At 58.9% G+C, this 26,574-nt stretch carries 20 protein-coding genes and 1 riboswitch; of the genes, 11 read left to right on the forward strand and 9 right to left on the reverse strand.

What is annotated here, in order from left to right:
- Window positions 1-135 precede the first annotated feature (135 nt).
- The 7 genes from ftnA (at window position 136) to leuE (ending at window position 8,690) form a co-directional block, all read left to right on the forward strand.
- Entirely contained in the window at window positions 136-666 is a 531-nt protein-coding gene (gene ftnA / locus BN1134_RS10985; RefSeq protein ID WP_042047241.1) for a non-heme ferritin, read from the forward strand.
- Between the two features lie 77 nt (window positions 667-743).
- Window positions 744-1,928, forward strand: a complete 1,185-nt coding sequence (locus BN1134_RS10990) for a BaiN/RdsA family NAD(P)/FAD-dependent oxidoreductase (protein ID WP_042047270.1) — start codon at window positions 744-746, stop codon at window positions 1,926-1,928.
- A gap of 846 nt (window positions 1,929-2,774) precedes the next feature.
- Entirely contained in the window at window positions 2,775-3,338 is a 564-nt protein-coding gene (locus BN1134_RS10995; RefSeq protein ID WP_042047243.1) for a fimbrial protein, read from the forward strand.
- A 49-nt stretch (window positions 3,339-3,387) separates the two neighbouring features.
- Complete coding sequence (locus tag BN1134_RS11000; RefSeq protein WP_042047245.1) at window positions 3,388-4,092, forward strand: fimbrial biogenesis chaperone; 705 nt, start codon at window positions 3,388-3,390, stop codon at window positions 4,090-4,092.
- Between the two features lie 27 nt (window positions 4,093-4,119).
- Window positions 4,120-6,600: a fimbria/pilus outer membrane usher protein gene (locus tag BN1134_RS11005; protein WP_052449472.1), complete on the forward strand. Its 2,481-nt coding sequence runs from the start codon at window positions 4,120-4,122 to the stop codon at window positions 6,598-6,600.
- A gap of 162 nt (window positions 6,601-6,762) precedes the next feature.
- Entirely contained in the window at window positions 6,763-7,890 is a 1,128-nt protein-coding gene (locus BN1134_RS11010) for a fimbrial protein (RefSeq protein ID WP_042047247.1), read from the forward strand.
- Window positions 7,891-8,054: 164 nt separating this feature from the next.
- Window positions 8,055-8,690, forward strand: coding sequence for a leucine efflux protein LeuE (gene leuE / locus BN1134_RS11015; RefSeq protein WP_042047248.1), 636 nt, complete (start codon window positions 8,055-8,057; stop codon window positions 8,688-8,690).
- A gap of 3 nt (window positions 8,691-8,693) precedes the next feature.
- Here the strand turns inward: leuE and BN1134_RS11020 are convergent, their stop codons facing one another.
- From BN1134_RS11020 to ecpA, 5 genes are read right to left on the reverse strand one after another with little or no spacing between them, the layout of a single operon-like run.
- Entirely contained in the window at window positions 8,694-9,374 is a 681-nt protein-coding gene (locus BN1134_RS11020) for a fimbria/pilus periplasmic chaperone (RefSeq protein WP_042047249.1), read from the reverse strand.
- 13 nt (window positions 9,375-9,387) lie between these two features.
- On the reverse strand, window positions 9,388-11,007 hold the full coding sequence (locus BN1134_RS11025) for a hypothetical protein (protein WP_042047250.1): 1,620 nt from the start codon (window positions 11,005-11,007) through the stop codon (window positions 9,388-9,390).
- A 2-nt stretch (window positions 11,008-11,009) separates the two neighbouring features.
- Window positions 11,010-13,448 carry a fimbrial biogenesis outer membrane usher protein gene (locus tag BN1134_RS11030; protein ID WP_042047251.1) on the reverse strand — a complete coding sequence of 813 codons (2,439 nt, stop codon included), beginning with the start codon at window positions 13,446-13,448 and terminating at the stop codon, window positions 11,010-11,012.
- A 33-nt stretch (window positions 13,449-13,481) separates the two neighbouring features.
- The gene (locus BN1134_RS11035; RefSeq protein ID WP_042047252.1) at window positions 13,482-14,144 is read right to left on the reverse strand and encodes an EcpB family pilus assembly chaperone; all 663 of its coding nucleotides are present in this window, start codon (window positions 14,142-14,144) and stop codon (window positions 13,482-13,484) included.
- A gap of 55 nt (window positions 14,145-14,199) precedes the next feature.
- The gene (ecpA, locus tag BN1134_RS11040) at window positions 14,200-14,784 is read right to left on the reverse strand and encodes a common pilus major fimbrillin subunit EcpA (protein WP_042047253.1); all 585 of its coding nucleotides are present in this window, start codon (window positions 14,782-14,784) and stop codon (window positions 14,200-14,202) included.
- 519 nt (window positions 14,785-15,303) lie between these two features.
- On the opposite strand from ecpA, the gene BN1134_RS11045 reads away from it, so the two are divergent.
- Window positions 15,304-15,927, forward strand: coding sequence for a response regulator transcription factor (locus BN1134_RS11045; protein ID WP_042047255.1), 624 nt, complete (start codon window positions 15,304-15,306; stop codon window positions 15,925-15,927).
- 9 nt (window positions 15,928-15,936) lie between these two features.
- Window positions 15,937-19,548 (forward strand): ATP-binding protein, encoded by a 3,612-nt coding sequence (locus BN1134_RS11050; RefSeq protein WP_042047256.1) that lies wholly within the window; start codon window positions 15,937-15,939, stop codon window positions 19,546-19,548.
- Between the two features lie 19 nt (window positions 19,549-19,567).
- On the opposite strand, the gene BN1134_RS11055 is transcribed toward BN1134_RS11050, so the two are convergent.
- The 3 genes from BN1134_RS11055 to purE form a co-directional block, all read right to left on the reverse strand.
- A complete protein-coding gene (locus BN1134_RS11055; protein ID WP_052449473.1) occupies window positions 19,568-19,975 on the reverse strand; it encodes a hypothetical protein in 408 nt (135 codons plus the stop codon).
- 361 nt (window positions 19,976-20,336) lie between these two features.
- Window positions 20,337-21,461, reverse strand: a complete 1,125-nt coding sequence (locus tag BN1134_RS11060) for a 5-(carboxyamino)imidazole ribonucleotide synthase (protein ID WP_042047258.1) — start codon at window positions 21,459-21,461, stop codon at window positions 20,337-20,339.
- A complete protein-coding gene (gene purE, locus BN1134_RS11065) occupies window positions 21,458-21,967 on the reverse strand; it encodes a 5-(carboxyamino)imidazole ribonucleotide mutase (protein WP_042047260.1) in 510 nt (169 codons plus the stop codon). Before purE ends, BN1134_RS11060 begins: the two co-directional genes overlap by 4 nt.
- A 727-nt stretch (window positions 21,968-22,694) precedes the next feature.
- Window positions 22,695-22,871, forward strand: a riboswitch (cobalamin riboswitch).
- 52 nt (window positions 22,872-22,923) lie between these two features.
- Here purE and BN1134_RS11075 point away from each other — a divergent pair.
- Window positions 22,924-24,774 (forward strand): TonB-dependent receptor domain-containing protein, encoded by a 1,851-nt coding sequence (locus BN1134_RS11075; RefSeq protein ID WP_042047264.1) that lies wholly within the window; start codon window positions 22,924-22,926, stop codon window positions 24,772-24,774.
- 95 nt (window positions 24,775-24,869) lie between these two features.
- Window positions 24,870-25,652, forward strand: a complete 783-nt coding sequence (murI, locus tag BN1134_RS11080; RefSeq protein WP_042047275.1) for a glutamate racemase — start codon at window positions 24,870-24,872, stop codon at window positions 25,650-25,652.
- Window positions 25,653-25,656: 4 nt separating this feature from the next.
- Here the strand turns inward: murI and BN1134_RS11085 are convergent, their stop codons facing one another.
- On the reverse strand, window positions 25,657-26,142 hold the full coding sequence (locus BN1134_RS11085; protein WP_042047266.1) for an RNA recognition motif domain-containing protein: 486 nt from the start codon (window positions 26,140-26,142) through the stop codon (window positions 25,657-25,659).
- Between the last annotated feature and the right edge of the window lie 432 nt (window positions 26,143-26,574).

A 26,574-nucleotide genomic window follows, 5' to 3' on the forward strand; every position in this document is an offset into this window, starting at 1 on the left:
ATAGCGCTGCCTCTTTGGCAAGTGGCGGCGCTATCGGGGACGGCTCGCCCCCTTCCCCCCACCGCAGGGCTCTCCCTTGATTCCCTGCTGAGGGGAGGAGACAATCGACGACATTCCACTAGCGGAGAGACCGAGATGCTGGCCAAACCCATGATCGACAAACTGAACGAGCAGATTAACCTGGAGTTTTACTCCTCCAACCTCTATCTGCAGATGAGCGCCTGGTGCGAAGACAAGGGGTTCGAGGGGGCAGCCTCCTTCCTGCGCCAGCATGCGGTGGAAGAGCGCCAGCACATGGAGCGCCTGTTCACCTATGTGAGCGAGACCGGTGCCATGCCCAAGCTGGGAGCCATCGAGGCGCCGCCCCATGAGTTTGACTCCCTCGGCGCCGTCTTTCGCGCCACGCTCGAGCACGAGTATCACATCACCAAGTGCATCAATGGTCTGGCGCATGTGGCCTTCTCCACCCAGGACTACTCCACCTTCAACTTTTTGCAGTGGTATGTTGCCGAGCAGCATGAAGAGGAGAAGCTGTTCAAGAGCATCGTCGATCGCCTGAACCTGGTGGGTGAGGATGGCAAGGGGCTCTACTTCATCGACAAGGAGCTGGCCGAGCTGGCCAAGGGCGCAGCGCCGACCAGCATCATGGACAGTGGCAACGCCTGAGACGTGGACAGACTTTGTCCAGCCAGTACAATGACGGCCCCCTTGCGGGCCGTTTTTCTTTTGATGGGTGAGTGATGATGAAGCTGGTGGATGTGGTGGTGATTGGGGCGGGAGCCTCGGGGCTGATGTGTGCAGCGCAGGCTGGCTATCGTGGCCGGCAGGTGCTGGTGCTCGATAACGCCAAGAAGCCGGGGCGCAAGATCCTCATCAGTGGCGGCGGGCGCTGCAACTTCACCAATGTGCAGGCTGGCCACCAGGCCTATCTCTGCGCTAACCCCCACTTCAGCAAGTCAGCCTTGGCGCGTTTTACCGCTCAGGACTTCATCGATCTCGCCGAGCGCCATGGGGTTAACTATCACGAAAAGGCGCTGGGCCAGCTCTTTTGCGATGAGAGCGCCAAAGAGATCGTCGATCTGTTGCTCACCGAGTGTGACTGGGCGGGCGTGACCTTGCAGACCCACACTGAGATCCTGGCCGTGCATAAGGAAGAGGAGGGGTTTCGCCTCGAGACCAGCCAGGGGGAGGTACGCTGTGCCTCGCTGGTGGTGGCCACCGGCGGTCTCTCCATGCCCAAGCTGGGGGCCACCCCGTTTGGTTACCGGCTGGCGGAGCAGTTCGGTCTCGCCGTGCTGCCGACTCGCGCCGGTCTGGTGCCCTTCACCCTGCATCAGGCCGACAAGGAGGCGTTCGCCGATCTGGCCGGCGTCAGCCTGGATGTTGAGGTGAGCGCCGAGGACGGCACCCGGTTTCGCGAGGCCATGCTGATTACCCACCGCGGTCTCTCCGGCCCGGCCATGCTGCAGATCTCCTCCTTCTGGCTGCCCGGTCAGGCGCTCTACATTAATGTGCTGCCGGGGCGCGACATTTCTGCCACCTTGCAGGAGTGGGTCAAGGCTTATCCGGCCCAGGAGCTCAAGACAGTGCTGGGACGCGAGCTGCCCAAGCGTTTCGTCGAGAAGCTGATGGAGTTGGGGTTGCTGGCGAACAAGCCGCTGCGCCAGTACAACGCCCCCGAGCTGGCCGCCGTGGCCGAGCTGCTGGGCCGCTGGACGGTGCGCCCCAATGGAACCGAAGGGTACCGCACCGCCGAGGTAACGCTGGGAGGCGTCGACACCGACGAGCTCTCCTCCAAGACCATGGAGTCACGCAAGGTACCCGGACTCTATTTCGTCGGCGAGGTGGTGGACGTGACCGGCTGGCTCGGTGGCTACAACTTCCAGTGGGCGTGGGCATCGGGCTGGGTGGCGGGGCAGTTCTGTTAACCCAAATATCATGTCTCTATCCAACGGGCACGCCATATAGGCGTGCTTTTTTTATATCCGCTTGCCTTTCATCGATACCGGCACACCAAGCTAGATGGCGCTTTAACTATATATTCAGTGACGACTCTGTTTACTGTGGTCTTTTTCTATGGACGTGATGAATGTTGAGGCCAGTGCTACGACGGTTTATCTCTCTCTTTCGAGAGAGTAAACAAATAGGATACTAAAGGGGAGGTAATGATGCTCTCCCGATAACAGCGAATACGGAATGCAGTGGCGAGTAATGGATACCCCTATCATCATGATAAAGTTGTTCATGTCGCTTCTGTCATCAATGTGAGTACTCTTCTCTCTTAATATATGCCTTGTCATGATGAGTGATATATTTATAGCTGTGTATTGAGTGTTTTTATCTCCTCGGCAGAGGAATAAAAATGAGTGACCCCATCGGTGGGGGGGGAGCATGAGGCTCTTTGGAATCTTACATTCTATCAATAAAATCCTTCGTGGAGCCTAAAGGTATCGATTTGAGTTATTTTAAATGTATTGTTTTGTGAGTGATGGGTACTAAGTGAGTCTTATAAATAAAGTTAAAAACTTAAAAATACATAAAAATACCCTCGTTTTTTAAGTGTCAATGTTAAATATGTTGCTTTATGTTTTTTTATTTTGATTCATGCCGTTTGCATGGTTTCATATTGTTACTGCCACCACCCGCTTATGTGTTTCGTTCTAGGCATGACATAACACAATCCGTACTCGGGTTGCTGGTGGTGAGATGGATGGCTCCTCGTTATTCGAGGCTATCTCGCATCAATGACACAAGACTTAAATTAGGACGCTGTTATGTTCAAGAAAAGCCTCATCGCCGCTCTGACTCTGGTTGCGGTAAACAATGCCCATGCGCTGACTGAAATTGGTGTTCCGGGCGGTACCATTACGTTCAATGGCTCTGTGACGGATACCACCTGTAATGTCACCACCAACAATGGTGCTGATTTTACCGTGCAACTGAGCCCGATCACCATCGCCAGTGTCGGTTCCGATGTCGGCCTGGTGAATGAAGGTAGCCAAGCCTTTACCATGGCGGTTTCTGATTGTGCCAGTACGAACGAGGGTGCGACTGCGCTGAAGATCTCCTTCTCCAGCCCGAATGTCTCCGATGACGAGAAGTATCTGAAGAACTACTCCGGCTCTGCCAGTGGCGTGGGTATTACTCTGACCTCTGATGGTTCGACCATGATCCCCTTCAACAAGGCTTACGACACCGGTTTGACCAAGAGTGATTTCGCCAATGAAGGAGAGAGCAAGAACCTGACTTACTATGCGAACTACTACAACTTCGGCGGTGCCGATGTGACGGCAGGTTCCGTAGTGACCTCAGCGACTTATACCTTCAGCTACGAATAATAGTCGTATGGCCGGAAGAGCTCTCTTCCGGCCAATTAGGGTGGGATGAATGAAATATCTTTCCATATTCATTAGTTTGCTTTTTTCCATATCAAGCCAAGCCAGTGTTATCGTGAATTCGACTCGGGTTATTTATCCCGCAGAGGCTAAATTCGTCAATGTACAGCTGGTGAATCGGGGAAATACAACGCATCTGGTGCAATCCTGGATTGATGACGGTAATGCCAGTGATACCCCGGAAAAGATCAAGGTACCTTTTGTGCTGACCCCTCCTGTGGTCAAGATGAAAGGGGGCGATGGCCAGGCTCTTAAAATTGTCGGTCGTGGTGTCGATGCCCTGCCAAAGGATCGCGAGTCGGTATTTTGGTTGAATGTGGTGGATATTCCACCCCAGCCGGAGGCCAATAGCGTTGAGAATTATCTGCAAGTAGCCATCAGAACGCGAATCAAGTTGTTCTTCCGCCCGGCAGGGTTAACGAAGTCACCCTCTGAAGCTATTAAGCGGCTTTCGTTACAGCATGATGGTTCTGGCTCTTGTATGAAGAATGACACGCCCTATTACATGACCATAGTTCATATGGCGCCCTGGCGTGGCGGTGAGCTGAAACAGCCCATCAAAGATAATTTATTGAATGAGGCCCTGTTTGTTGCGCCTTATTCCTGCCTCTCTATCCCTGCCAAGGTGAATCAGGGGAGCAAATATCGGATCAGTTATTTGGATGATTTTGGGGCGCGACGATTCGCCCTGTTGTAATGATTTCCCACCTATAGGCATGTGCAGATGAAGATGAAGAACCGCGTGGTGATGGTCAGGATGTTGTTGCTGCGAGCGATCGCCGCCACCCTGCCCATTTCTGCGGCACATGCCGATACCTTTAACTCCAACCTGTTGGTGGGCGCCTCCTCTGACATGGACTGGAGCGGCGATGCGATGATGATCGCGCCGGGGGCTTATGAATTTGATGTCTACGTCAACCAGCAGTGGCGGGGCAAGTTCACGCTACGCATCGTGAAAAGCGATGACGAGTCGATCTTCGTGTCGCTGAACGATATTCCTGCCCTCGGCATTCTGGGGCTGGAGGCGTTAACCGGGGAAGGTGACGTTGAGCTGAAGCAGATCCTGCATGGCGGCAAGAGCGATCTTGTGTTCGGCGAGATGAAGGTGATGCTGGAGATCCCGCAAGCTTATGTGGAGGAGAGTAGCCGCAACTGGGTGAATCCTGACAAGTGGGATCGGGGGATCAATGGTCTCTATAGCAGCTACAACGTCAGTTATTACGACCTGCATACCAAGGAGTCGGGGGCCTCTGGCAACCGCAGCGCCTTCCTCAACTTGCACAGTGGTCTTAACCTGGGGGGCTGGCACCTGCGCGATGCCTCCAATTTCAGTTACGACGACCGCAGCGGTCACCGCCGGTGGCACAACACCTCCCGCTACCTGGAGCGGGCGCTCCCCTCGATCACGGGGGTGGCCAGTGCGGGGGATCGCTACAGCACCTCCCGCTACTTTGACTCCCTGCGTTTTCGCGGACTGACGCTGGATAAGGATGTCAGGATGCTGCCGGACAAGGATCACGCCTACATGCCGCTGGTGCGCGGCGAAGCGAGCACCAGCGCCGTCATCAACGTCTATCAGGATGGTCGCTCCATCTATCAGATCTCGGTTCCGCCCGGCCCGTTTGCGATTCGTGACTTGATGCCGACCGGTTCCCGTAGCGATCTGAACGTTGAAGTGAAGAACTCGGGCGGCAAAACCGAATATTTCGTGGTGCCGTTTGCCACCATGGCTGACATGATGCGCCCCGGCACCGATGATTATCACCTCAACATCGGTCAGGCGAAGATCGACGGCAACGACGAAAATCCGTTGTTTCTCCAGGCCAGCTATGCCCGCGGGGTCAACAACTACTGGACCCTGTTTGGCGGGGTGACCGGCAGTGGTGACTATCACTCTTACCTGATGGGAAGTGCCTTCTCACTGCCCCATGTCGGTTCCGTCTCGGCCAATGTGGAGCAATCGTTCTATGACCTGGGCGGGCATAAGCGCAGTGGTGAGAAATACGCCGTCTCGTACAGCAAGTACTTCGCCACCAACACCAACCTGACCCTGGCCAACTATTACTATCGGACCAGGAACTTCCTCTCTTTCTCCGACTATCTGAGCGCCAAGGATGCCAAGCTGGATCCGATGCAGCGCAACAAGCAGGTCTTTAGTGTCTCGTTGGCGCAGAACCTGCCTGACCCGTATGGCCGGTTCACCTTCGATGCCTATGTCAGTGACTACTGGAGTGATGTCAGGGCCACCAAGCAGTACAGCCTGAGTTACAACAACACGGTCGGCAAGGCGAGCTACACCCTCTCGTTGCGGCGCTCGGACTATGACCAGAACTTCTACGAGTCGGTGGCGGATGATGAGGGCTATTTCTCCCAGCAGTTGCGCAGTCGCAGCAAGTCGGAAAACAGCGCCTATCTGAGCGTCACGGTACCGTTGACCCTGTTTGACCGCCCAGCCAGCCTGACGGCCCGCACCAGCTTCGATGACCACGGTTACGAGTCGTCCAGCGTCGGCATGAGTGGGGTGCTGGAGCAGGTGGATTACAGCCTGAGCGCCTCCCACGACCATGAAGGCAACAACAAGGCCGTCGATCTGTACGGCTCTTGGAGTGCCAACAAGGTCAATCTGAGCGCGGGTCTGACGGAGGCCAGTGACTACCGCCAGGCCAGTCTGGGGGCCAGTGGCACCGTGCTGGCCTACGCCGACGATGTGATGTTGAGCGCCGACACTGGCAATACCTTCGTCATTCTGGATGCCCCCGGGGTCGAGAACGCGATGATCAATGGTGATGCCCGTCGCCGTACCGACAAGCGTGGCCGGGCCCTGATCTCGGGGGCGTCGGCATACCGCATGAACGACTTCATGCTGGAGAGCGACGAGCGGATGGACAGCGACGTGGATGTGCTCAGCAATATTGCCCGCGTGGCCCCCTATGAGGGCAGCATCATCCACATCAAATACCAGACCGATACCCGTAAGAGTTACGTGCTGGATATTGAGGATCATGCCGGCAGCGCCCTGCCTTTTGGCGCCACCGTATACGGTGAGCAAGGGGAGGAGATTGGCCACGTCGCACAGGGCAGCCAGTTGTTCATCAAGGCCGACAGCATGCCGGCACACCTCAAGGTCAGGTACCGCAAGGGCAAACGGGCCGAAGAGTGCACCATCAACGACATCAACCCGAGCGGTATCAATATTTGCGCCTGATGCGGGGCGGTGCTCTGTCCATCGAGGGGCATGTCACGAAGGCGGTTCGCCGCCCGTTGTGCCGTGCTGCCGAGTCATTAACAACATCATGCGGGATGGCGAGCTCCATCCCTATCGAGTGGTTCTCTTGCCCTGCTGTGGCAGTCATGGGGAGAAGATAACATGCGTCATTTCTTGATCGGTTTGCTCGCGCTGACGGGTTTGTGGTTTTCATCCATGGCTGATGCTGCCAACAGCTGTGACGTCGTGGGGAAGGTCAAGCAGTCGCCATTGAGAAGCTTGAATCTGACCAAGGCGTTTCTGTACTCGGACACGGTCTCTTATACCTACACCACGGCATGGTCTGGCTCCATGTATTGCTGGATTGGTCTGGGGACCGATCACATGTTCTTCTTCAGTGGCTTGATGGGCCCTAAGGACAATGAGCCTTTCTATGTCGAGTTTTCCGATGAGACGCGCGACACCACGTATTGGGTGCGGTTCACGGTCGATTTCAACCCGTGGAAGTCGACCGTCAATGGTACCGCCGGCTTTCATGGCATCGGTCGCTACCAGACTACCTACACCCTGACCGTGACCCTGCTGCGGGAGAGGCCGAGCGGAATGACCAGCTCAAATAGCAAGGTGGCCAACGGTGATTCCGTCGATATCGTGCCCGCCGTGGTCAGTGGTAAGGGGGGGGCAGACAAGGGCTCCGGCTCTAACCAATACGGTAACCTGGCTCGCAATTACACCATCAACGACACGCCGGCCAGCGGCTGGAGCCGTACCCGGTTCATCGCGTTTGAACGGTTGACCATCATCTTCGCCCCCTCACAGACCACGTGCGAGGTACGGGATATGACGATTCGGCTGCCGCCTGTCTCGCTTGCTGATATTAAAACCGGGCGTAACACCGAGAAATTCTTCGGTTTCCCCATCGCTTGCAGCACCGCCAATTTGTCGCCGTCAGCCGACTTTGCGACCCGAAATATATCGGCGTGGTTTGCGAGCGGGAATCTGCTCGATGATGCCGAGAGCGGCAAGATCATCGTCGATACCGAGGCCTCTACCTCGGAGGGGATCGGTATTACCTTGATTAACCCCCAGACGCAGCAGGAGCTCACCATTGTTGAGATGGGCGGGGTGGGAAGCAAGGCCACCTCCTTCTTCAAGGTGAATAAGGGCCAGGATCTCTCGTATATCAATAGCAATATCCAAGTGTTGAAGGCGAAATACGTGGCCTATCAGGGCAACATCAAACCCGGCACCGTTGTGGCGACCGCGGTTGTCATGTTTGGTTATGACTAGCGGTGAGGGCATGTGTCTAATGTGCTCTTTTGCTCTGTGAGTCGGGGGGCATCTGACGGCGCGCGCTGATCTTCACGATGAAGCCGTGTCCTGATGGGGAGGGGGGAGTATAATCGTGCGAACTCGAGTCATACGGGGTCGTGGCCCCGAACCAAGGAGGGCGCATGTTCGAGAGCTTGGGAGTCATCAACGTCTGGACCTATCTGGTCGGCCTCTTTTTCATCATCATAGCGCCGGGCCCCAATTCGATTTATGTGCTGCGCACTGGCGCCACCCGTGGGGTTGGGCCCGGTTATCGGGCCGCTCTCGGGGTCTTCGTCGGCGATGCCCTGCTCATCTTCTGTGCCTATCTCGGGGTGGCGTCACTCATCCGCACCACGCCGCTGCTGTTTACCCTGGTTCGCTATCTCGGCGCCCTCTACCTGCTCTATCTCGGCGTGAGGATCTTGCACGCCAACGTCGTGGCGCGTCAGGAGGGGGCCGCGCCGCTCGTCGATCCGGGTGAGCGCTACTTCTCCAAGGCGTTGACCCTGAGCCTCACCAACCCCAAGGCGATCCTCTTCTACGTCTCCTTCTTCGTGCAGTTCATCGACTTCAACTATGCCCACCCCTGGATCTCCTATCTGGTGCTGGCGGGCATGCTCGAGACCATGAGCTTTATCTATCTCAGCCTGCTGATTTTCGGGGGGACCCTGGTGGCCCGTTTCTTCCGTCAAAAGCAGTGGCTTGCCCGCATCGGCAACGGCCTCATCGGTCTCTTCTTCATGGGATTTGCGGCCCGCCTGGCCGCCCGCACCTGAGGGCTATGGGGTCTCGGGCCAGCACGCCTTGCCCACCGGGATGAAGCGGGATTGATAGACGATCACCTGCTGATTGCCCGGTTTACCGATTTTGGAATTGTGATAGGTGGCTCCGGGTAGCAGATATTTGCTGTCGGCCTGGCTGTCGGGTTGTTCACAGCCTTGTTTGACCATGAATTCGAAGTAGGTGTTGCCTGTGTTGGTGATGCTCTCTTCTGCCGGGTTCAGCTGGTACTCAAAACGGATCTGGCGCGGGCGAACCACCAGAACCGATTGCAGTTCGAGCTTCATCTCCAGCACTCCCTTGCGTTGCTCCTCGGCCTGATCGGCCACCTGGGCGGCGGGGGACTCGGTGAAGGTTACCCGGTAATAGCGCTCTTGGTGATCCTCTTCGCCTTTGTAGTAGAGCTTGATGTTTTGAGCCTGCCGCGCATGCAGCACGAAGCGCTTGGGGGCGTAGAGCAGCTCACCCGGGATCAGCGCTAGGGGATGGCCGCTGGCCGTGGGATCGCTGATTTTCTCTACCCTTACCTCGTAGAGCTTGGGGGTCGTGCTGTTGTTGGTGATGGTGCGGGCCAGGAAGCGCTGGTCGGGCTCCAGCGCGACCGTCATGGGGCCGATATCGATGGCACCAACCGGCAACGCCAGCCATCCTATCCAGCCGATGAACACGCCTCTGTACATCCTCGCCTCCTTGTTAACGCCAGGTTCCCTTGATGGTGATGGTGCCACTTTGTTGCACCACCCCCTCCCATGGCCAGCCATTGCTGGTGCGCAGCACCGCCGGATCGGTGAGGTCAAACTCAAGCGCCAGGGTATAGAAGCGGGTGATCCCCTTGTCACCGTTCGGATCGGTCCACGCCAAGGGGGGCTGACTGTCCTGTATCCCCAGAGCGCGGATATCGACGGGGGTGTTGTCGCAGCGAATGGCGTGTCGGTAGCCCGTGCCATGGAGCGTTGAGTCGAAGGCTAGGCGAATCGGGATGGGGACACCCTTATCAGGCTTGAATGGGCCGGGGGGATAGAAGGTGCAGCGCCCCTGATCGGGGGTGCCGGTATCCTGTGCCACAGCGATCTCCAGCAGGTCGGCACTGGCAGGGCCACTGTCGGAGATGTTGTAGGGAAAACTCAGGATATCCTGGCCCACCTTCCCTTCCCGGTAGGGGGAGGTGACCCCGTCGGACGAGAGGATCGAGACGCTGAACTGGCGGGGCTTGATCTTGATCTCTGTGGTGCCGCTGAACTCGTAATAGCCGCTCTCGGGCGCAAGACCGCTCTTCATGTTGAAGTTGATAAGGTCGCGGGTCAGGCGCGTCTGCAACCCCAGCTTCACCACCTGCTTGAAGAAGTTGCTCGACAGGAACAGGTAGATCGAACTCTGCCTCCTTAAGTATCTCACGTCGTAACTGTTACCCCTGCTGACCCAGTAGCTGAGATCGGCGCTCATCTGGATATCCGCGCTGCTGATGGCGGAGTTCAGGGCGGCCTCTTTGACGTTGGTGTAGAGATAGGGATTGGTGAAGGTCTGGCTGCCATCCTCTGTGAAGTTGTAATCCAGAAAGCGGCACAGGATCCCATCGCGTGTGCCCAGCCGATAGTTCTGGCACCCCTGGGAGCCGGGCAGCACGTAGGGGTTGCCGTTGCTGTCGACGATCACCTCGCTGATCGCGTTGGTCTGGATGAAGCGCAGGTGCCCGGCTTTCTTGTGCTGCATCTGGCGTACATACCAGTCACCGCTTTTCTGATCGGCGCAGCGCGCCCCCGTTGTAGCGTCGTACAGATCCCTGGTCCGGCACAGGTTCATCTCCCGATTGAGGATGGCGCCCACCGGCATGTTGCGCAGGTAGTCGAAAAAGCCGGGGCTGATCTTGGCATGTCCCCAGCCGTTGGCGGCACCGAGCAGGCCATAGAAGCCCTTGTTATCCACCACGGCAGGCTTGTTGATGGCCTCTGCCGTATTACTGTCACAGCGGGTATAGGTCATGATGCAGCGCTGATTGATGTAGGGGTGGCGAATCGGCCCCTCTTCCCACATGTCGATGTTCCAGTTGTCGACGGCCCGGTTTTCACCGTTGTCCACGTAGGCCAGGCTCGATTGTCCATTGCCCTTGAGGGAGGTCCAGACGTTGGCCCCCGTCAGGCGGGGGTCCAGGGAGTCGGTGGGGGAGATGAACTGGTTGTTGTCCTCCTGGTTTTCGATAAACAGGAAGTTGCGCAGTGGGGCGTTGGACAGCAGCCGTTTCGTGACGGCGGCGGTGGCGTCAGAGCTCCAGGCGAGCAGGAGCAGGATCAGCAGCGCTGAGGTGTTGTGGTTCATCATTACTCCCTCACCATGGCGTAGGTTGGCAGGCCCCGGCAGATCACATCCCCCAGCCAGGCGGCGCCGGTCTGTTCGCTCAGGTCCAGCTCGGCTTCACAAAACTGGCTGCCGTTACGGAAGGTCAGCATGGGGTTGGCTTTATCCACGTCCAGCGAAAACTCCCCGTCCCGGTTGGTAAGCGTGGTGCCGATGTGGTTATCGAGGCGGGCATTGGCGATGACGGAGCCATCTTCGGCCCGGATGATGCCAAAGACGGTGACCATCTCCCGGATGTGCTCTCTGGCGTCGAGTGTGGCCACGTTGCCGGGAAACAGGGTGTAACGCTGTTTGCCGGTGTTGATGTCATAGCTGTCCCGACTGTGTTTGCTGTTGAGCAGCTCAATTTCGTACTCCTGATAGGAGGGCAGTGCCAGGAAGGTCTGTTCCCCCCGCAATGGGTAATCCTGACCATTGATCTTGGCCAGCATCTGGCCCTCCTTGGCGATGCCGGTATTGATGATCAGCCCCGAGCCGGCGCTGCTCTGGCTGGAGGCGAGCAGGGTCTCAGCGGTGCTCACCAAGGCTCCCCGTGCGATCAGGTTGCCATTGAGATCCCCCCCGTGGCCGCGCCCCACCGTCATGGTGCCACCGATGACCCGGTTGTCGAACCCCAGGGTGCCCGAGAGGGCCATGTTGCGCTCATCATCGCCGTGAATAAGGCGCGAGGCATTGAGCGAGGCCAGATTGATCACCCCCTCCATGCGTTTTTGATAGTTGAGGTTGGCGGTGGTCTGGCCCTGTTCGTTGCTGCTCATGCCAATGCTAAAGAGGTTATCGAACGGAATGCTGTAATCCAGGGTCACGCTCTTGTTATCCACACCGCCCGGCAGGGCGCGGTTGCCTTGCAGGCTGGCGCGCAGTGACAAGCTGCCGTAGCGGCCGGAATAGAGGCTCTGGTAATAGTCCACATAGTTGCGATCGCTGCCGTTCTCCCTGTCTTTGGTCATGTTGATGGACAGCTGGCCAAGGCCCGTGACCCACCCTCCGATATTGAGGGTGATGCCGGCCGAGTAGAGGTCGGTTTCTCCTACCGTCAGCGTGTTCCCTGTGGCGAGCTTTTCCTGGCTGGCCCACACGGATAGGTGATCGTGTAACTGCAATGAAAGGCTGCTGGCTAGGCGCCATGAGCGATCGGTGGAGAGCATGGATTGCAGTTGCACGGAGAGTCGCTCCGTGGCTTGCCACCCCAGGCGGGCCTCTCCCACGGCGGCATCCCGAAAGGCATAAGCGGTGGTGGCGAAATCCACTGTCTCCTGAGTGCGGGCCAGCGAAATGCCAACCAGAGGCGAGTCGCTGCGCTGCTCTATGCCCTCCATGAGCCCGCCCCACCATTGCCATCCCCACTCCTGGCTGAAATCGAGGTTCCCGCCCAGCTTGGTGACCCGCTGGGTACTGGTGTCGGTCAGGCGTCCCTCGACATGGGTCTCGATCGTCACGTTGTAGACGCCGCTGGGAAAGGAGGAGGTGTCGATGCTCTGGTTGCCGATCGGCAGGTTTTGCAGGGCGATCAGACGGCCGTCCCGATAGACTCTGGCCTCGCCGTTGGCCGGCATGAAGACCTGGATGGGGGTGCTGGATTCCTGGGTGGTGCGCTTGCGCGATTGGGCCTGGTTGCCATAGGAGGCTCCATAGATGCGTCCGGTGTTGAGGGCGGTCACCACCCCGAGCGTCTGCAGATCCCAGGTTGACACCATACCGGCGGCGAACCGGCGATCCTCGAGATCCCGCTCGTACATGGTGCGGTAGAGTTCGCTGCTCTGTTGGCCGGTTCCCATGTTGTAGAGGGAGGCATCCAGCTCTAGGTGATGGGCTCCCTGGCCCAAGGTGCTGCTCAGCTGGAAAAAGTTGGAGTCACTGTGGCCGCTCTCATGAGTGCGAGCGAAGGAGTAGCCCATGTTGTAGCGGTGAACGCCTGTCAGCGACGCCACGCTCGGGGTCAGGGCCATGCGCCGGTCTTTCTGTTTGGCATCGCCAAACGCCGCGCGGGAGACCTGAATCGTCAGCAACATGGCGACCAGGTCGAGGTGCATGCTCGCATGTTCGTCGATGCGCAGGGTTCCTTCGGGGGAGAAGACGCGCAGCTGCTCATGGGTCAGCTGGGCGATCAGCGCCTCATTGAGCAGCCCCTCCTGCTGACCCGTGGTGAAGTCGATGCTGAGCAGGTGGAGTTGGCCGTCGCGAAGGAGCAGGGTGGCATTGCCGATGGGGTCGTCGGTCAGCGTCTCCACTTGATGTGCGGGATCGCGGTATTGCAGGCGCACCGGTACGGCCAACCCCTCTTCCAGCGCCGCTGCGAAGCTGGTCGGAATGATGACGTTGGCGATGCGCAGTGGCGCTGCGATAGCCGGCGTCGCCAGCAGCACAGAGGCTGCAAGCAGGCAGTTTAAGGTACTACGCATAGTGAATCCTGTGGTTCAGGTCAGGCGACAGGATTACTTAACCACCACGAATTCTTGTCCCAGCCAGAGGCCGAGGTGGCTCTTCTCGTGGTGAATGTCGACTCGCTTGAAGGCGCGTCGTTTGCCCGGCAGATCGTAATAGGTCTCCCTGCACTGCTTGCCGGGCTGATCACGGCAGACCCCGTAGGCGACGACCCGATAAGAGGCATTGCCCCGGTTGACCAGCACCCCCTTCTCGATGGCGTAGTCGAAGCGGTGCTGGCGCGGGGTGACGACCAGGATGGTGCCTATCTGGGCGGAGGTGGTGGCGACCGCCTGGCGGCGCTCCTGGCGCTGCTCGTCGGCAGACAGGGCGGTGTCGAGCCAGGTGATGCGGTAGTAGCGCTCCTTGGCATCGGCCGGCCCCTTGTAGAAGAAACGCACGTTGTTTTTCGCCTTGGCGGGCAGCATCAGACGACTGGGGGAGAGCAGCAGCTCGCCGTTCATCTCCATGGGTATGGTGACCCCCCCCTCTTCGGGGGAGGAGATACGGGAGATGGAGATGGTGACCAGGCGGGCCTGATCGCTGTTATTTTTGATCTCTTTCGCAACGTCCTGAGCTCCGGCATCAATGAAGGTCGTGATACTGCCGACATTGATGGCTTGACCGGAGAGGGGATAGACCAACAGACCGAGCACGATCGTTCTCAACAACATAGGGCTGATCCCTCTAAAAAAGGGGCCGCACGGCCCCTTGAGTTACACCATGTCGTCAGGCCCAGCTGGCCACAAACTCGACGCTCACCTCACCGCTCCACAACCCGTCCGGCAGCGCGCTGAACGCGGAGGTCGAGCCACCGACGGTGGCGCTCTCGATGAAGAAGTTGAACGAGCCTTGCGCGGTAGAGCGCTCATTGACATTGAAGGTGGAACTCAATGAAGAGAGGGTGCCACCACTGACACCGTTAGCGGTATCGATCAGGGCGGTGTAACCCGTATTGGTGAGCGGGACGCCTTGCCACATGACACCCACCTCGACGGTTGAACCACCGCTGAGGTGATTCAGGGTGCTGCTCAGTTTCTTGGCCTTCAGTGTGAAGTCGGTATAGGGCGAGCCGGTCGGGTCGCCAAAGCGGCCCATGATGGACACGTCAAACAGGCCGTTGACGGTGTTGAATTCCTCAACCCCTTCGGCGTACTGAAACGAGAGGCTGGTCAGCGGGGTCACCACCAACGAGGAGGTGGTGTCTTTCTTGGCGGTGGCTTGCCAGGTGGCGACGGCAACGCTGTCGACGGCGGCGTGAGCGGAGGTTACCCCCAGGCTTGCGAGAGCCAGAATAATCAGAGTTTTTTTCATTTTTTCTTCCTTCCCTGTGTGGTGGGAAAAACATTCCCGATTTTTGCATGACTCTTGGCAAACACAGCTGGGGCCATATGGAGCGTGTTGGTCAAGATTCAGGCAATAAAGATACATGCAATGCCCACCTTCTTCGACCAAAGTCTGTGTAGGAAAATCCTCAAAAAAACTGTGATGGAGGTCTACGTAGGAAAATGCCCAAAATAGCGATGTGTGATACGGATTAATTCTGACGTGTTGCTCCGCGTTACAAAACCATACTGATTTCTTATCTCTATGTTTTTTATAAAAAAACATATTCACCATGAAACTAAACTATAATTATTATTTTATTTGAATAAATTAGCTTTAAGCATTTGGTGTTTTTATAACTTGTTGATATTTGAAGGTTTAGCTGCTGTTTTCATATTATTTTTTGATGAGTTTGTGATTTTTATTGGCAAGCCGTTCCAGAATAAAGAAATAATGGTAGATTCAAGGGCATGATTGGCCTTATCGATGAAAGGAACAAGGACGATTATGGCGGATGTTCTGGTCGTGGATGACCATCCTGCAATTCGGATGGCGGTAGGGATACTGTTGCAACAAGATGCACACAATGTGTGTGGTGAAGTCGACAATGGCGTGGATGCAATCCATCAATTCAGGTGTCTCCAGCCACAGGTGGTGGTGCTGGATATCGGTATTCCGAAGCTGGACGGGATTGAGGTGGTCAAGCGCATCAAGTGCATTGATGCGACTGCTCAGGTGATCGTCTTGTCAGCGCAGGACAGCCGCCATGTGATGGTTCGTGCCTATCAGGCCGGAGCGGACGGATTTGTCTCCAAACTGGAAGACTTAGGGCTGCTCAAGGAGGCGATCCGTACCTGCCTGGGAGGGAGACTGTTTTTCCCGACCGAGGTGATCGCCCATGGGAAGTATTCGGCGGATGTGAACAGCAGGGAGGTACTCAATACCCTCTCCGATCGGGAGATGAGCGTATTTGTTGCCTTGTGTCAGGGCCGAGCAAACAAGGAGATTGCCGGTGACATGCTGCTCAGCGAGAAGACCATCAGTACCTACAAGGCCAGGGTGATGCAGAAGCTGCAGGTGAGCAACATGGTCGAGCTGCTGGAGTTGGCCAAGCGATACATGGTGATATGAGGTCTGTCTATGACGATTCTCAAGGTGGTTTACGCTGCCAGCATGTTGCTGGTGGCGACCATGGCAGTGTCCATCGAGCGGGAACGCGAGACTGGTCTCATGGGCATTCTCTCGAGAGAATCTCTGCCCGACACCCCTCGGCAAGTGCCGACCCTCAGCGAGTCGCAGCGGCACTGGCTGAACAATAAACAACGCCTAGTGCTGGCGGTGCCCAGGCCAGACAGCCCGCCGATGGATATCACATTGCGCTCTTGTGCGTACGAAGGGGTCACGGCCGATATCATCGGCATCGTCGGCAAGAGCCTGGGTGTTGAGATCCTGGCCAAAACCTTCCCGTCCCGTGATGAGGCTATCGCGGCCATTCATCGTGGCGAGGCCGACTTCATCGGGTCGGCGAACAATTATGAAGTGAGGGAGGGGCTGACGCTGACACTTCCCTACATCATGGATGAGCCGGCCATCTACAAGAATTTCAGCGTGCATCCCGAGCAGATAAAGAGAGTGGCGGTCGCCGAATCCTATCTGCCCTTGGCGGAGGTCATCAGCTATCTGCCTGGGGTCAGGGTGGAGCTCTATCCCTCCCGCTATAGCGCGATGGCCGCCGCCGCGTATGGCAAGGTGGATGCCGTTCTTATCGATATGATCTCGGGGAACTTTCTCACCAACAAATTTTATCAGGACAGCATACAGCTGGTGCGTCCCATCTATGCCGACACTCAGGGGTTCTCATTCGGGGTCAGGGCCGGCAACGATACGCTGAGGGAGATCTTAAATGCCTCCTTGGCATCGGTCTCCGACATGCACGTCAATTCGGTGATTAAGCGCTGGAGTGGTGGAGGCCTCTCCATTCAGTCCACGCGTACCAATCTGACCCGGCAGGAGTGGCAGTGGATCAATGCCAAAGGGACGATCACTATCGCCGTCAACAAGGGGCTGCCGCCACTGAGTTTCATCGATGTGAAGGGCAACCTGCACGGCATCGCCGCTGACCTGTTTCAGGTGATCGGCTCCAAGCTCGGCGTGGCAGTAGAGGCACTGCCGGTGGCCAATACGCACGAGCAGATTGAGGCGGTCGCCCAGGGCCGGGCGGATGCCATGATCCTGACCCCCACCCCGGAGCGATTGCAGCAGTATGTGTTCAGCCGGGTGTTTACGCTCGATCCCCTGGTCTATGTGGTGAACAACAAGAATCGGGGGGTGGACCCCGAAGCGGTGCTCAAGATCGGCCGGATGGCCAGCATCAAGGGGTTTGCCTCCTCGTCGGAGATCGACAAGGTGTTCACCGTCCGGCGGCAACTGCATTTTGACAGGATCGACGCGGCCTTGGAGTGCGTGGCCAAGGAGCGATGTGATGTCGCCATCCTGCCGCTGCGGGTTGCCAAGTTCTTCATCAACACCGAGTTTCCAGACCGTCTGCATATCGCCGGCGAACTGTTTGGCTCTGTGCCGCTAGGGGCGGGGTTTGCCGCCTTGCCCGCTCAAAAGAGTCTGGTGGATATCCTCGATACCGTGGTGGCCTCCATCCCGCCGGATGAGCTGGAAGGGTTGGCGACCCGCTGGCGCGTCAGCGCCAAGCAGGAGCTGATTACCTGGCAGGATGTGCTGCGGGAGTTCGGTGTCTTCTTCCTGGCGGCGTTTCTGCTTTTTGCCGGCGGGCTGCTCTGGAGTCTCTCCCTGCGCCAGCAGATCCAGCGGCGCAAGGAGGCCCAGGCCGCGCTGGGCTATCAGCTGAAGTTCATTGAAGAGCTGGTGGACAGTACCCCGCATCCCATTTACGCCTGTGACCTTTCCGGTCAGCTGATCCTGTGCAATGGCAACTACGCCCATTTCCTCGGCATGGAGAAGGAGGAGATGCAGCGCCTGTCACTGACCGAGGTGGAGCGGCGCTGGCCTTTCATGGCCCCCCTGATCAGGGCCTTTGACCAGATCCGGCAGGATGAGGCTGCCCGTGAGGGGGATTATCGGATACACCTGCCCGACGGCGGAGAGATCGATATCTTTCACTGGTTGCAGGTTTATCGCGATCTCTCCGGTCAGGTTCAGGGGGTGGTTGGCGGCTGGATCGACGTGAGTGAGCGGGTGTCACTGATGAGTGAGTTGGCCAGTGCCAGCCTGGATGCCCAGGAAGCGAGTCGGGCCAAATCGACCTTTCTCGCCACCATGAGCCACGAGATCCGCACCCCGATGAACGCCATCATCGGCCTGCTGGAGCTGACCCTGCGCAAGGGGGCGTTGAGCCAGGAGGATCACAGTTCAGTCTCGGTCGCCTATCAGTCGGCCCACGATCTGCTCGGCCTTATCGGGGATATCCTCGATATCTCCAAGATAGAGTCGGGCAAGCTGGAGCTGGCCCCGGCGCCCCACCGCGCCACCGAGCTGAGCCAATCGGCCATCAATGTGTTCATGGCCAGCGCGCGGCAGAAAGGGTTGACGCTGGTCATGAAGGCGCAAGGCGATCATACCGTGATGATCGATCCGACCCGCTTTAAACAGGTGCTCTCCAACCTCGTCAGCAACGCCATCAAATTCACCCGCAAGGGGGGCGTTGAGCTGCGTCTGACTCAGCGCAAGGATGGACTGTGGTGCCATATCGAGGTTGAGGTGACCGACAGCGGGATTGGGATCAGCCCGCAGGATCAGGCCCGGCTGTTCCAACCGTTTACGCAAGGGACGCAACCGGCGGATGAGCAGCACTCCGGCACCGGTCTTGGCCTGATGATCAGCCGAACCCTGTGCCAGATGATGGGGGGCGATCTCTCTTTGAGCAGCGAGCCTGGGCAGGGAACGACGGTGTTGGCCTCGCTCCGGCTGCCGTTGGTGGAGTCACTGCCGGGAGCCAACGCCCCGACGGTTGCCGATAACCAGTCAGGACGTAGCCGGCAGGTGCTCATCATCGACGATCATCCCGCCAACCGCCTGCTGGTCGGCCAGCAACTGGCCTTCCTCGGGCATCAGGTCACCGAGGTGGCATCGGGGGCGCAGGCGTTACAGTGCCTTGCAGAGCAGCGCTTTGACATCATCATCACCGACTTCAACATGCCGGATGTGAATGGCTTGGAATTTGCGGCCCGTTATCGGCAGCAGGAGCGGGAAGAGCGGCGGGAGCGCTCGACCATCATCGGACTGACGGCGGATGCGCGCCAGGAGCAGATCCAGCGGGCCATTGAGGCCGGCATGGATGATTGCCTGTTCAAGCCCATCAGCTTAGATGAGCTGCGCGCCTGCCTAGCGAGGCACGATGCTGGGCAGCGGTACGCGGATCCGGCCGACGTGGCCGACAGCATCCAACGTACACTGGGGTCGCTGACCGCCGGTAACAGCGATCTGATGCGCTCGCTCATGATCGAGTTCATCCGGGAGGCAGACAAGGATCTGCGGGCGCTGGCCAAGGCCAGCAGCGAGAACAACAGTCACGCCTTCCTGGCCCACTTGCACCGACTCAAGGGAGGGGCGCGCATCATAGGGGCCAATGAACTGGTGGCCGGTTGTGGTGAATGGGAGGTCTCCCCCCGTTTGCCGTGGTGTATGCCGAGTGTCTTGCGGCAAGTCGAGCAGCTGTACCGGCAGGTGCAAGATGGCATGCTCTATTGGCTGGAGAATAACTGCGTGAAGGCAGAGTAAACCCCTTCACGCGGTAAGGTCAGGATTGCCAGCAGGCGATCAGGTCATAGCCTGTTTCGGTGGTCTGCTGGGCTCCTGGCTGGCCGTCCTGACGGTAGCCAAGGTAGTAGCGATCTGTGAGAGGAAGCCGCTGGTAACGTATCCCCAGCACCTGGCCGTTGAGTAATACGTCTGGAGCATTGGCCTCGTTGTTGAGGGCGCGGGCCAGCAGTTGGTAGCTATCGTCGGGCTCGAGCAGTTGGGCGGCCAGTTCTTGTGCGGGGTGAGGGGCCCTTGTGGCATTGATGACCTGCTGTCCCGGATGGAGCAGGTTGAACGATGCTTGGGGATATTTGATGGCCGTGGCGTGCCACGTGACCTGATGTGACGGCTCGCTCGCGGTGCCGTAGCCGTAGTACAGGGCCGGCAACAATGCGATGAGCGTCATATTTCTTGCCATACGCACATACCTCTCTGATGAGGACTCTGGGAGTGAATCTCTTCTTTATCGGCATTCGCCGAGAAAAGCTTAGGCGTATCTGGTCTTGTCAGGGGCTGCTGCCTCAACGCCCTGTCGCGCGCTAGGGTGGGGCCCCGGCCGCTGGTTGAGTCTTCGCTCATCCTCACTCTCCCGTTGTCCTGTCTGATGGCGCTTGCCGGCGGCGTTTTTCCTTCTCTGGCAACGCGCCTTTTTCTCTCGCGGTGGCGGATACTGCGCGAGGCCTTCGGTGTGGGCTGAGCGGGCGAGATAAAAAAAAGACCCAGGCCAAGGCCTGGGTCTTTTTATCGGAGTGCGTTTGCCGATGGCGTCAGCGCGGCGGCAGCCCCAGCAGGGCGCGCAGTTGGTGCGCGGTGGCCTCGACGGCCGGCCATTCACGGCCGGTGACGGTGACGTGGCCCATCTTGCGGCCGGGGCGGGCCTCGCCCTTGCCGTAGAGGTGCAGGTGCACGCCGGGCAGGGCCAGGGCGGCGGCCCAGTCCGGGGCGCCGTCTTGCCACAGATCGCCGAGCAGGTTGAGCAAAATGGCGGGGCACACCTCGGCCTGTTCGGGCAGCGGCAGATCGCACAGGGCGCGCACCTGCAACTCAAACTGGCTGCAACCGGCATTATCGATGCTGGGGTGGCCCGAATTGTGGGGACGCGGCGCCATCTCGTTGACCAGCAGTTGCCCACCGACCAGGAAGAACTCCACTGTCAGCACGCCGACATAGTCGAGGGCGGCGATGATGTGCTCGGCGATGCGCTGGGCCTCGGCCTCCAGCGCCGGCACATTGGCCGGGGAGCGGGTCTGATCCAGGATGCCGCCGCTGTGCCAGTTCTGCACCAGGGGCAGGGCGCTGATGGCGCCGCTCGGGCTGCGCGCCAGGGTCAGGGCAAACTCCCCCTCCAGTGGCAGGCGCTTTTCCAGCACGCAGGGCACACCGCTGGCCGCTAGGGCGGCCGGCAGCTCGTCTGCCTGATGGAGGGTCCATTGTCCTTTGCCGTCATAGCCTTCACGCGCCGTCTTGAGGATGGCGGGGAACAGCGAGTCCGGCAGGGCGGGCAGCGGCTCACCCGGTAACAGGGTCAGGTTCGGTGCCACCGGCACGCCGGCGCGGGTCAGGAAGGCTTTCTCTTCGCGGCGATCCTGGCAGACGCGCACTGAGCTGGCCGCCGGACGCACCGGCTTGTGCTGCTCCAGCAGGGCCAGGGAGGCAGCCGGCACATTCTCGAACTCGCAGGTGATGGCGTCGCAGCGCCGGGCCAGCTCGCTTAGCGCCTCGGCGTCGTCATAGGCTGCCACGATCTGGGCGTCGGCCGCGGCACCGGCGATGCTGGCGGGATCCGGATCCAGCACGATCACTTGATAGCCGAGGCGGTGCGCCGACATCACGAAATAGCGGCCGAGCTGACCGCCGCCGAGCATGCCAAGGGTGGCGGGAGGCAGGATCATGCCGGGTCCTCCAGCTCAAGGGCCAGCACCCGGTCACGTTCCTTGGCGCGAAAGCCGTCGAGCTGCTGATGGTAGCGGGGGGCATCGCTGTCTTGAGCGACCGACAGCAGGGAGACCGCGAACAGGCCGGCGTTGGCGGCACCCGCCTCACCGATGGCGAAGGTGGCGACCGGCACTCCCTTGGGCATTTGCACGATGGAGAGCAGAGAGTCCATCCCCTTGAGCTGACGGGTCGGGATCGGCACTCCCAGCACCGGAATGGTGGTCTTGGCGGCCAACATGCCCGGCAGGTGGGCGGCGCCACCGGCGCCGGCAATGATGGCACGCAGGCCACGCTCGCGGGCGCTGGCGGCATACTCGAACAGCAGATCCGGAGTGCGGTGGGCTGACACCACGCGCGCTTCGTAAGGTACGCCGTGCTCCTTGAGAATGCGGGCCGCAGCCTGCATCACGGGCCAGTCCGAATCCGAGCCCATCACCAGGCCGATCAGGGGAGAGTGCGTCATCGTGATTTTCCTTGCTGTCAAACGTTTGTCTTCAGTCAACAAAAAGAGCCGGCAAAGCCGGCTCTAAGCCTTCGGCGGCGGGGATCGCTGCCGGAGTGAAATTGGGGATGCACTGCGCGTGGCGTGTCATAAGGGCGCGTATGGAGAGTTCGACAAACGGCGTCATGGTCGGCCTCGGCAGGGATCCTATCTGGGTAGCATGCTGGAGCGCATTATACATTGATAAGGCCAGAAGATTATTGATATTTGTTCGATGCAATCGGATAGGAGAGGGGGTTGCCAACGATAAGCCGCCCATGACCGCGGGTATGCGGCGGCAGTGTGGCCCGCGTCGCTGGCCAGCTTACAGACGGCCAGCGGCGAGGAGCGCTCCGGTGGCATCACCCTGTTCCACCGAGAGGCCCTCTTGGCCTCGCCTCTGCCGGTCAGTCGGCGGGAGCAGGCTGGCCTAGTTTCAACCCCGGAGTGAATGGGAGCCGCCTCGCCCCATCAGCGCCTTTGATGAGGCGTTGGAGCAGGATCTTCCCTGCCATGGCGAGCGGGCACCGAGCCTGACGGCATGCCGCGTGCCCTCTCTTACCTGTCTCGCCGTTAGCCTCCTCGTTGCATGCCGGCATCGTATTCATCCCTGTGTCTGCGTCGTGCTGGCCCCCTTATCCCTCCCCTAGTCGAAACAGTATTGGCAATAATGGATGTCTAGATTGCTATACTTCCGTTTTTGTCTTGCCTATAATCCCCGCGCTTTGGCGCAACCTGCTTAATAGGGAATCCGGTGTAACTCCGGAGCTGGCGCGCAGCGGTAAGGGGGAACGAAGCGACATCATGGCACTGCCGCAAGGTGGGAAGCCGTCGCCTAGGTTTCCAGCCCCCAAGCCCGAAGACCTGCCAAAGCTCGTATTTCGGGCCGAGAGAAACCGGTCGCGAGATGGATGCTTACGCGTAATTAAGGATCTGTTATGTCGAAGAAACTTCTGGCGGCGGCCCTGCTGCCGGCGGCCGCGCTCGCCCAGTCGCCAGTATCAACCAATGAGGTGATGGTCGTCACCGCCAATCGGGTCGAACAGACCGCCGCCAGCGTACTGGCCCCCACCCTGATCATCGATCGCTCGGATATCGAGGCCCGCCAGGTTCAGAGCCTGCCCGATCTGCTGCGTACCCTGCCGGGGGTGCAGCTGGTCAGCATGGGAGGACGTGGGCACCAGAGCAGTCTGTTCATGCGCGGTACCAACTCCAACCACTCCCTGATCCTCATCAACGGTCGTCAGATTGCCGCCATGGCGGTGGGGACCCCGGATCTGAGCCAGATCCCGCTCGGGTTGGTGGAGCGTGTCGAATATATTCGCGGGCCAAGGGCGGCCGTGTATGGCTCCGATGCCATCGGTGGCGTCATCAACATCATCACCCAGACCTCGGTCCGCCAAGGGAGTGAGACTCACCTGACCGGTGGTGCCGGCAGCCATGGTTACGGCATGGGGCAATTGCGCACGGTGCAGGCGCTGGGGGAGAAGACCGACGGCAACCTGATGCTGGGTTACGAGAAGACCGACGGGGTCGATGCGGTCGCGCAGACCCATCAGCCGGATCGCGATGGTTTTGACACCCTCAACGGTCAGCTGGGCCTGAACCACGACTTCAATGAGCAGTGGAGCGGCGAGCTGAATGCGCTTGGCTGGCGCAACCTCACCGAGACCGACGGCACCACCGATCAGAGCCGGGTCTCTGCCAAGCAGTTTGATGGTGCGCTCAAGTATCGCGGTACTGCCCTGACCAGCCGACTTGAAGCCAGTTATGGCGAACATCGCCTGAAAACCTGGCTGGATGCTAATGGTGAGGGCTCGGGGCAGCCCATTCATACCGGCCTGACCCATCTGGCGTGGATCAACGGCTGGCAGGCCAACGACAACCTGCACCTGACCGCTGGTGCCGACTGGCAGCAGGAGCAGATGAAGTCGGATTCCCGCGCCGAGGATTGGAGCAGTGGCAGCCCGGCTATCGTTGGCTTTGCGGCGCCGGATCGCGACAACACCGGTTTGTTTGCCGTCGGTAGCTACCGCTGGAACCCGCTGCTGCTGGAGCTCTCTGGCCGCACCGACGACAACCAGCAGTATGGTCGCCACAACACCTGGTCGGCCGCCGCCGGGGTCGATATCGACCCGCACCACAAGGCGCGCCTGAGTTATGGCACTGGCTTCAAGGCTCCGACTTTCCTCGACCTCTACTATCCGGGTTATGAAAATCCGAACCTGAAGCCGGAGGAGAGCCGCAATCTGGAGCTGGGATTGAGCGGTCAGTACAGCGCCTGGGACTGGTCGGTAAACCTCTACCGCAACCGGATCGAAAACCTGATCCGCTGCCAGAGTGCCAGCGCCAGTTGCCGCCCCAACAACACGGACGCGGATATCCATGGCATGGAGCTGGCCCTTGGCCTGATGACGGGGCCGGTGCGTCATGACCTCAGCTTCGACATCACTCGCGCCGAGGACAAGAATGATGCCGATCGGCAGTTGCTGCGCCGTACCCGCAATAAAGGCAGCTGGCTGGCCAACGTGACCACGGGGCCGGTGGAGTGGAGTGGTGAGGCGCTCTATGTGGGCAAGCGCTACGACAATGACTTCAGCTCCTGGCCGGCGACCCGCCGCGAGTTGGGGTCTTATACCCTGTTCAACCTGGGGGCGCATTATGCCGTGAACGAGCGGCTGACCCTGGGAGGGCGCGTCGATAACCTGCTTGATCGCGATTACGATGAAGCCGTCGGCTACCCCGGCACGGGGACCGAGTTCCGCGTGACCGCGGATTATCGCCTCTGAGACCAGGCCCCGCGATGCGGGGCCTTCTTCTTGGGGCTTCCCCTCGTCAAAGAGGGAGGAGTATGATCACGGGCTTGTATCCGAGGGGGAGTTCCGTGGCCAATATTCTCGTCTTCGACTCCGGCATGGGGGGGCTGAGCGTCTATCGCGAAATTCGCCGCCTGTTGCCAGGACATCACTACTTCTACTGCTTCGATAACGCCCACTTTCCCTATGGCGAACTTGCTGAAGATGTGCTCATCACGGCCTGTGCGAACACGGTCGAACAGATGGTGAGCGAGCATGCCATCAACCTGGTGGTGATCGCCTGCAATACCGCAAGCACCATTGCATTGCCCGAGCTGCGCGCCAGGCTGGAGATCCCGGTAGTGGGAGTGGTGCCGGCGATTAAGCCGGCAGTGGCACTGACCCAAAATGGTTGCATCGGGCTGCTGGCGACCCCTGGCACGGTTTCCCGCGACTATACCTTGCGCCTCATCGAGCAGTTTGCGCCAGGCAAGCAGGTGCTGCTCAAAGGCAGCACCGAGCTGGTGGTTCAGGCCGAGCGCAAGCTGGCCGGGGAGCCGGTTGACATGGATGTGCTGCGCGCCGTGATGGCCTCCTGGCGGGAGGAGGGGCACAGCCCCGATACCGTCGTACTCGGGTGTACCCATTTTCCTCTGTTGGTCGATGAGCTGGCCGAGATCCTGCCTGGAGTCACGTTTGTTGATTCGGGAGAGGCGGTGGCCAAGCGGGTGCGCCACCTCTTGGGGAGTGGGGAAAGTGCGGGGGAGGGAAGGGGGATGGCTTACTGCACCAGGCTTGATGCGGCAGCCCTGAAACTGCAAGCCCCCTTAATGAGCTGGGGGCTTGAGCAATTACGTCAGGTCGGAGACTAGCGCATTAGGCGTCGCCCTCTCCTTCCTTCTTCTCGTTGGCTTCACGCACCTTGAGGGTGCGCTGCTGATACTCCTTCTCATTGAGCGCCGCGACGGCGCGCTCGGCATCGGCTACCGGCATCTCGACGAAACCGAAGCCGCGGCGCTTGCCGGTCACCTTATCCTTCATCAGACGCACCGAAATAACCTGTCCGTGCTGAACGAACAGTTCACGCACGGCGGCCTCGTTGGCGCGATAGGGAAGATTACCGACATACAGGGTGCGGGTTTCAACATCGGTTGTCGGGGCTGTTGTGGTCGATGGCGTCACCCCAACCTTACGTTGCAGCAGCAGAGGAACCACAAAACCACCGAGTGCCAGACCCAGAGCAAAGATGATCTCGGTCTCCAGTTGGAAATTGAGTCCTTGTGCCAGCAGATAGCCGACTAACGCCAGAATGGCGGCGCAGATAGCCGCCTGTAGAAACAGGGGAAAACGGAACAATGTCATAGGGAGTCCACCCTCATGTGAATGAAGTCGATGAAAACGCAACACTTTATTCACCTTCATGGTAACGGGGTTTTGTAACACAAGCCACCGCAGAAAGGTGAAAGGCACGTCTGGAGCACATGAAATTGGCTCGGGAGTGGCTCACGAACCAGCACAATGTGGATAACTCTGTATATATACACTTAATATTTTGTTTCTAACTGATTGTTTTGAATTATTCGTGATTTTCTTCAAAAAAAGCCTTGTTATCCCGAGGCGCCTCCCTATAATGCGCCCTCACCAGCACGGCGGATGACGCCAGAGGGTCAGTGAGTTGGCATGAGCCAGTCCGCTGCGAAAGAAAAGCCGCCACGGCGCTTGACTTTCGAAATGAGGGGCGTAAGATGCGCAGCCTCAGCCGACAAGGCAACGTTCTTTAACAAATTGAATCAA

This window comes from Aeromonas simiae (assembly GCF_000820125.1).
Classification (GTDB): domain Bacteria; phylum Pseudomonadota; class Gammaproteobacteria; order Enterobacterales; family Aeromonadaceae; genus Aeromonas; species Aeromonas simiae.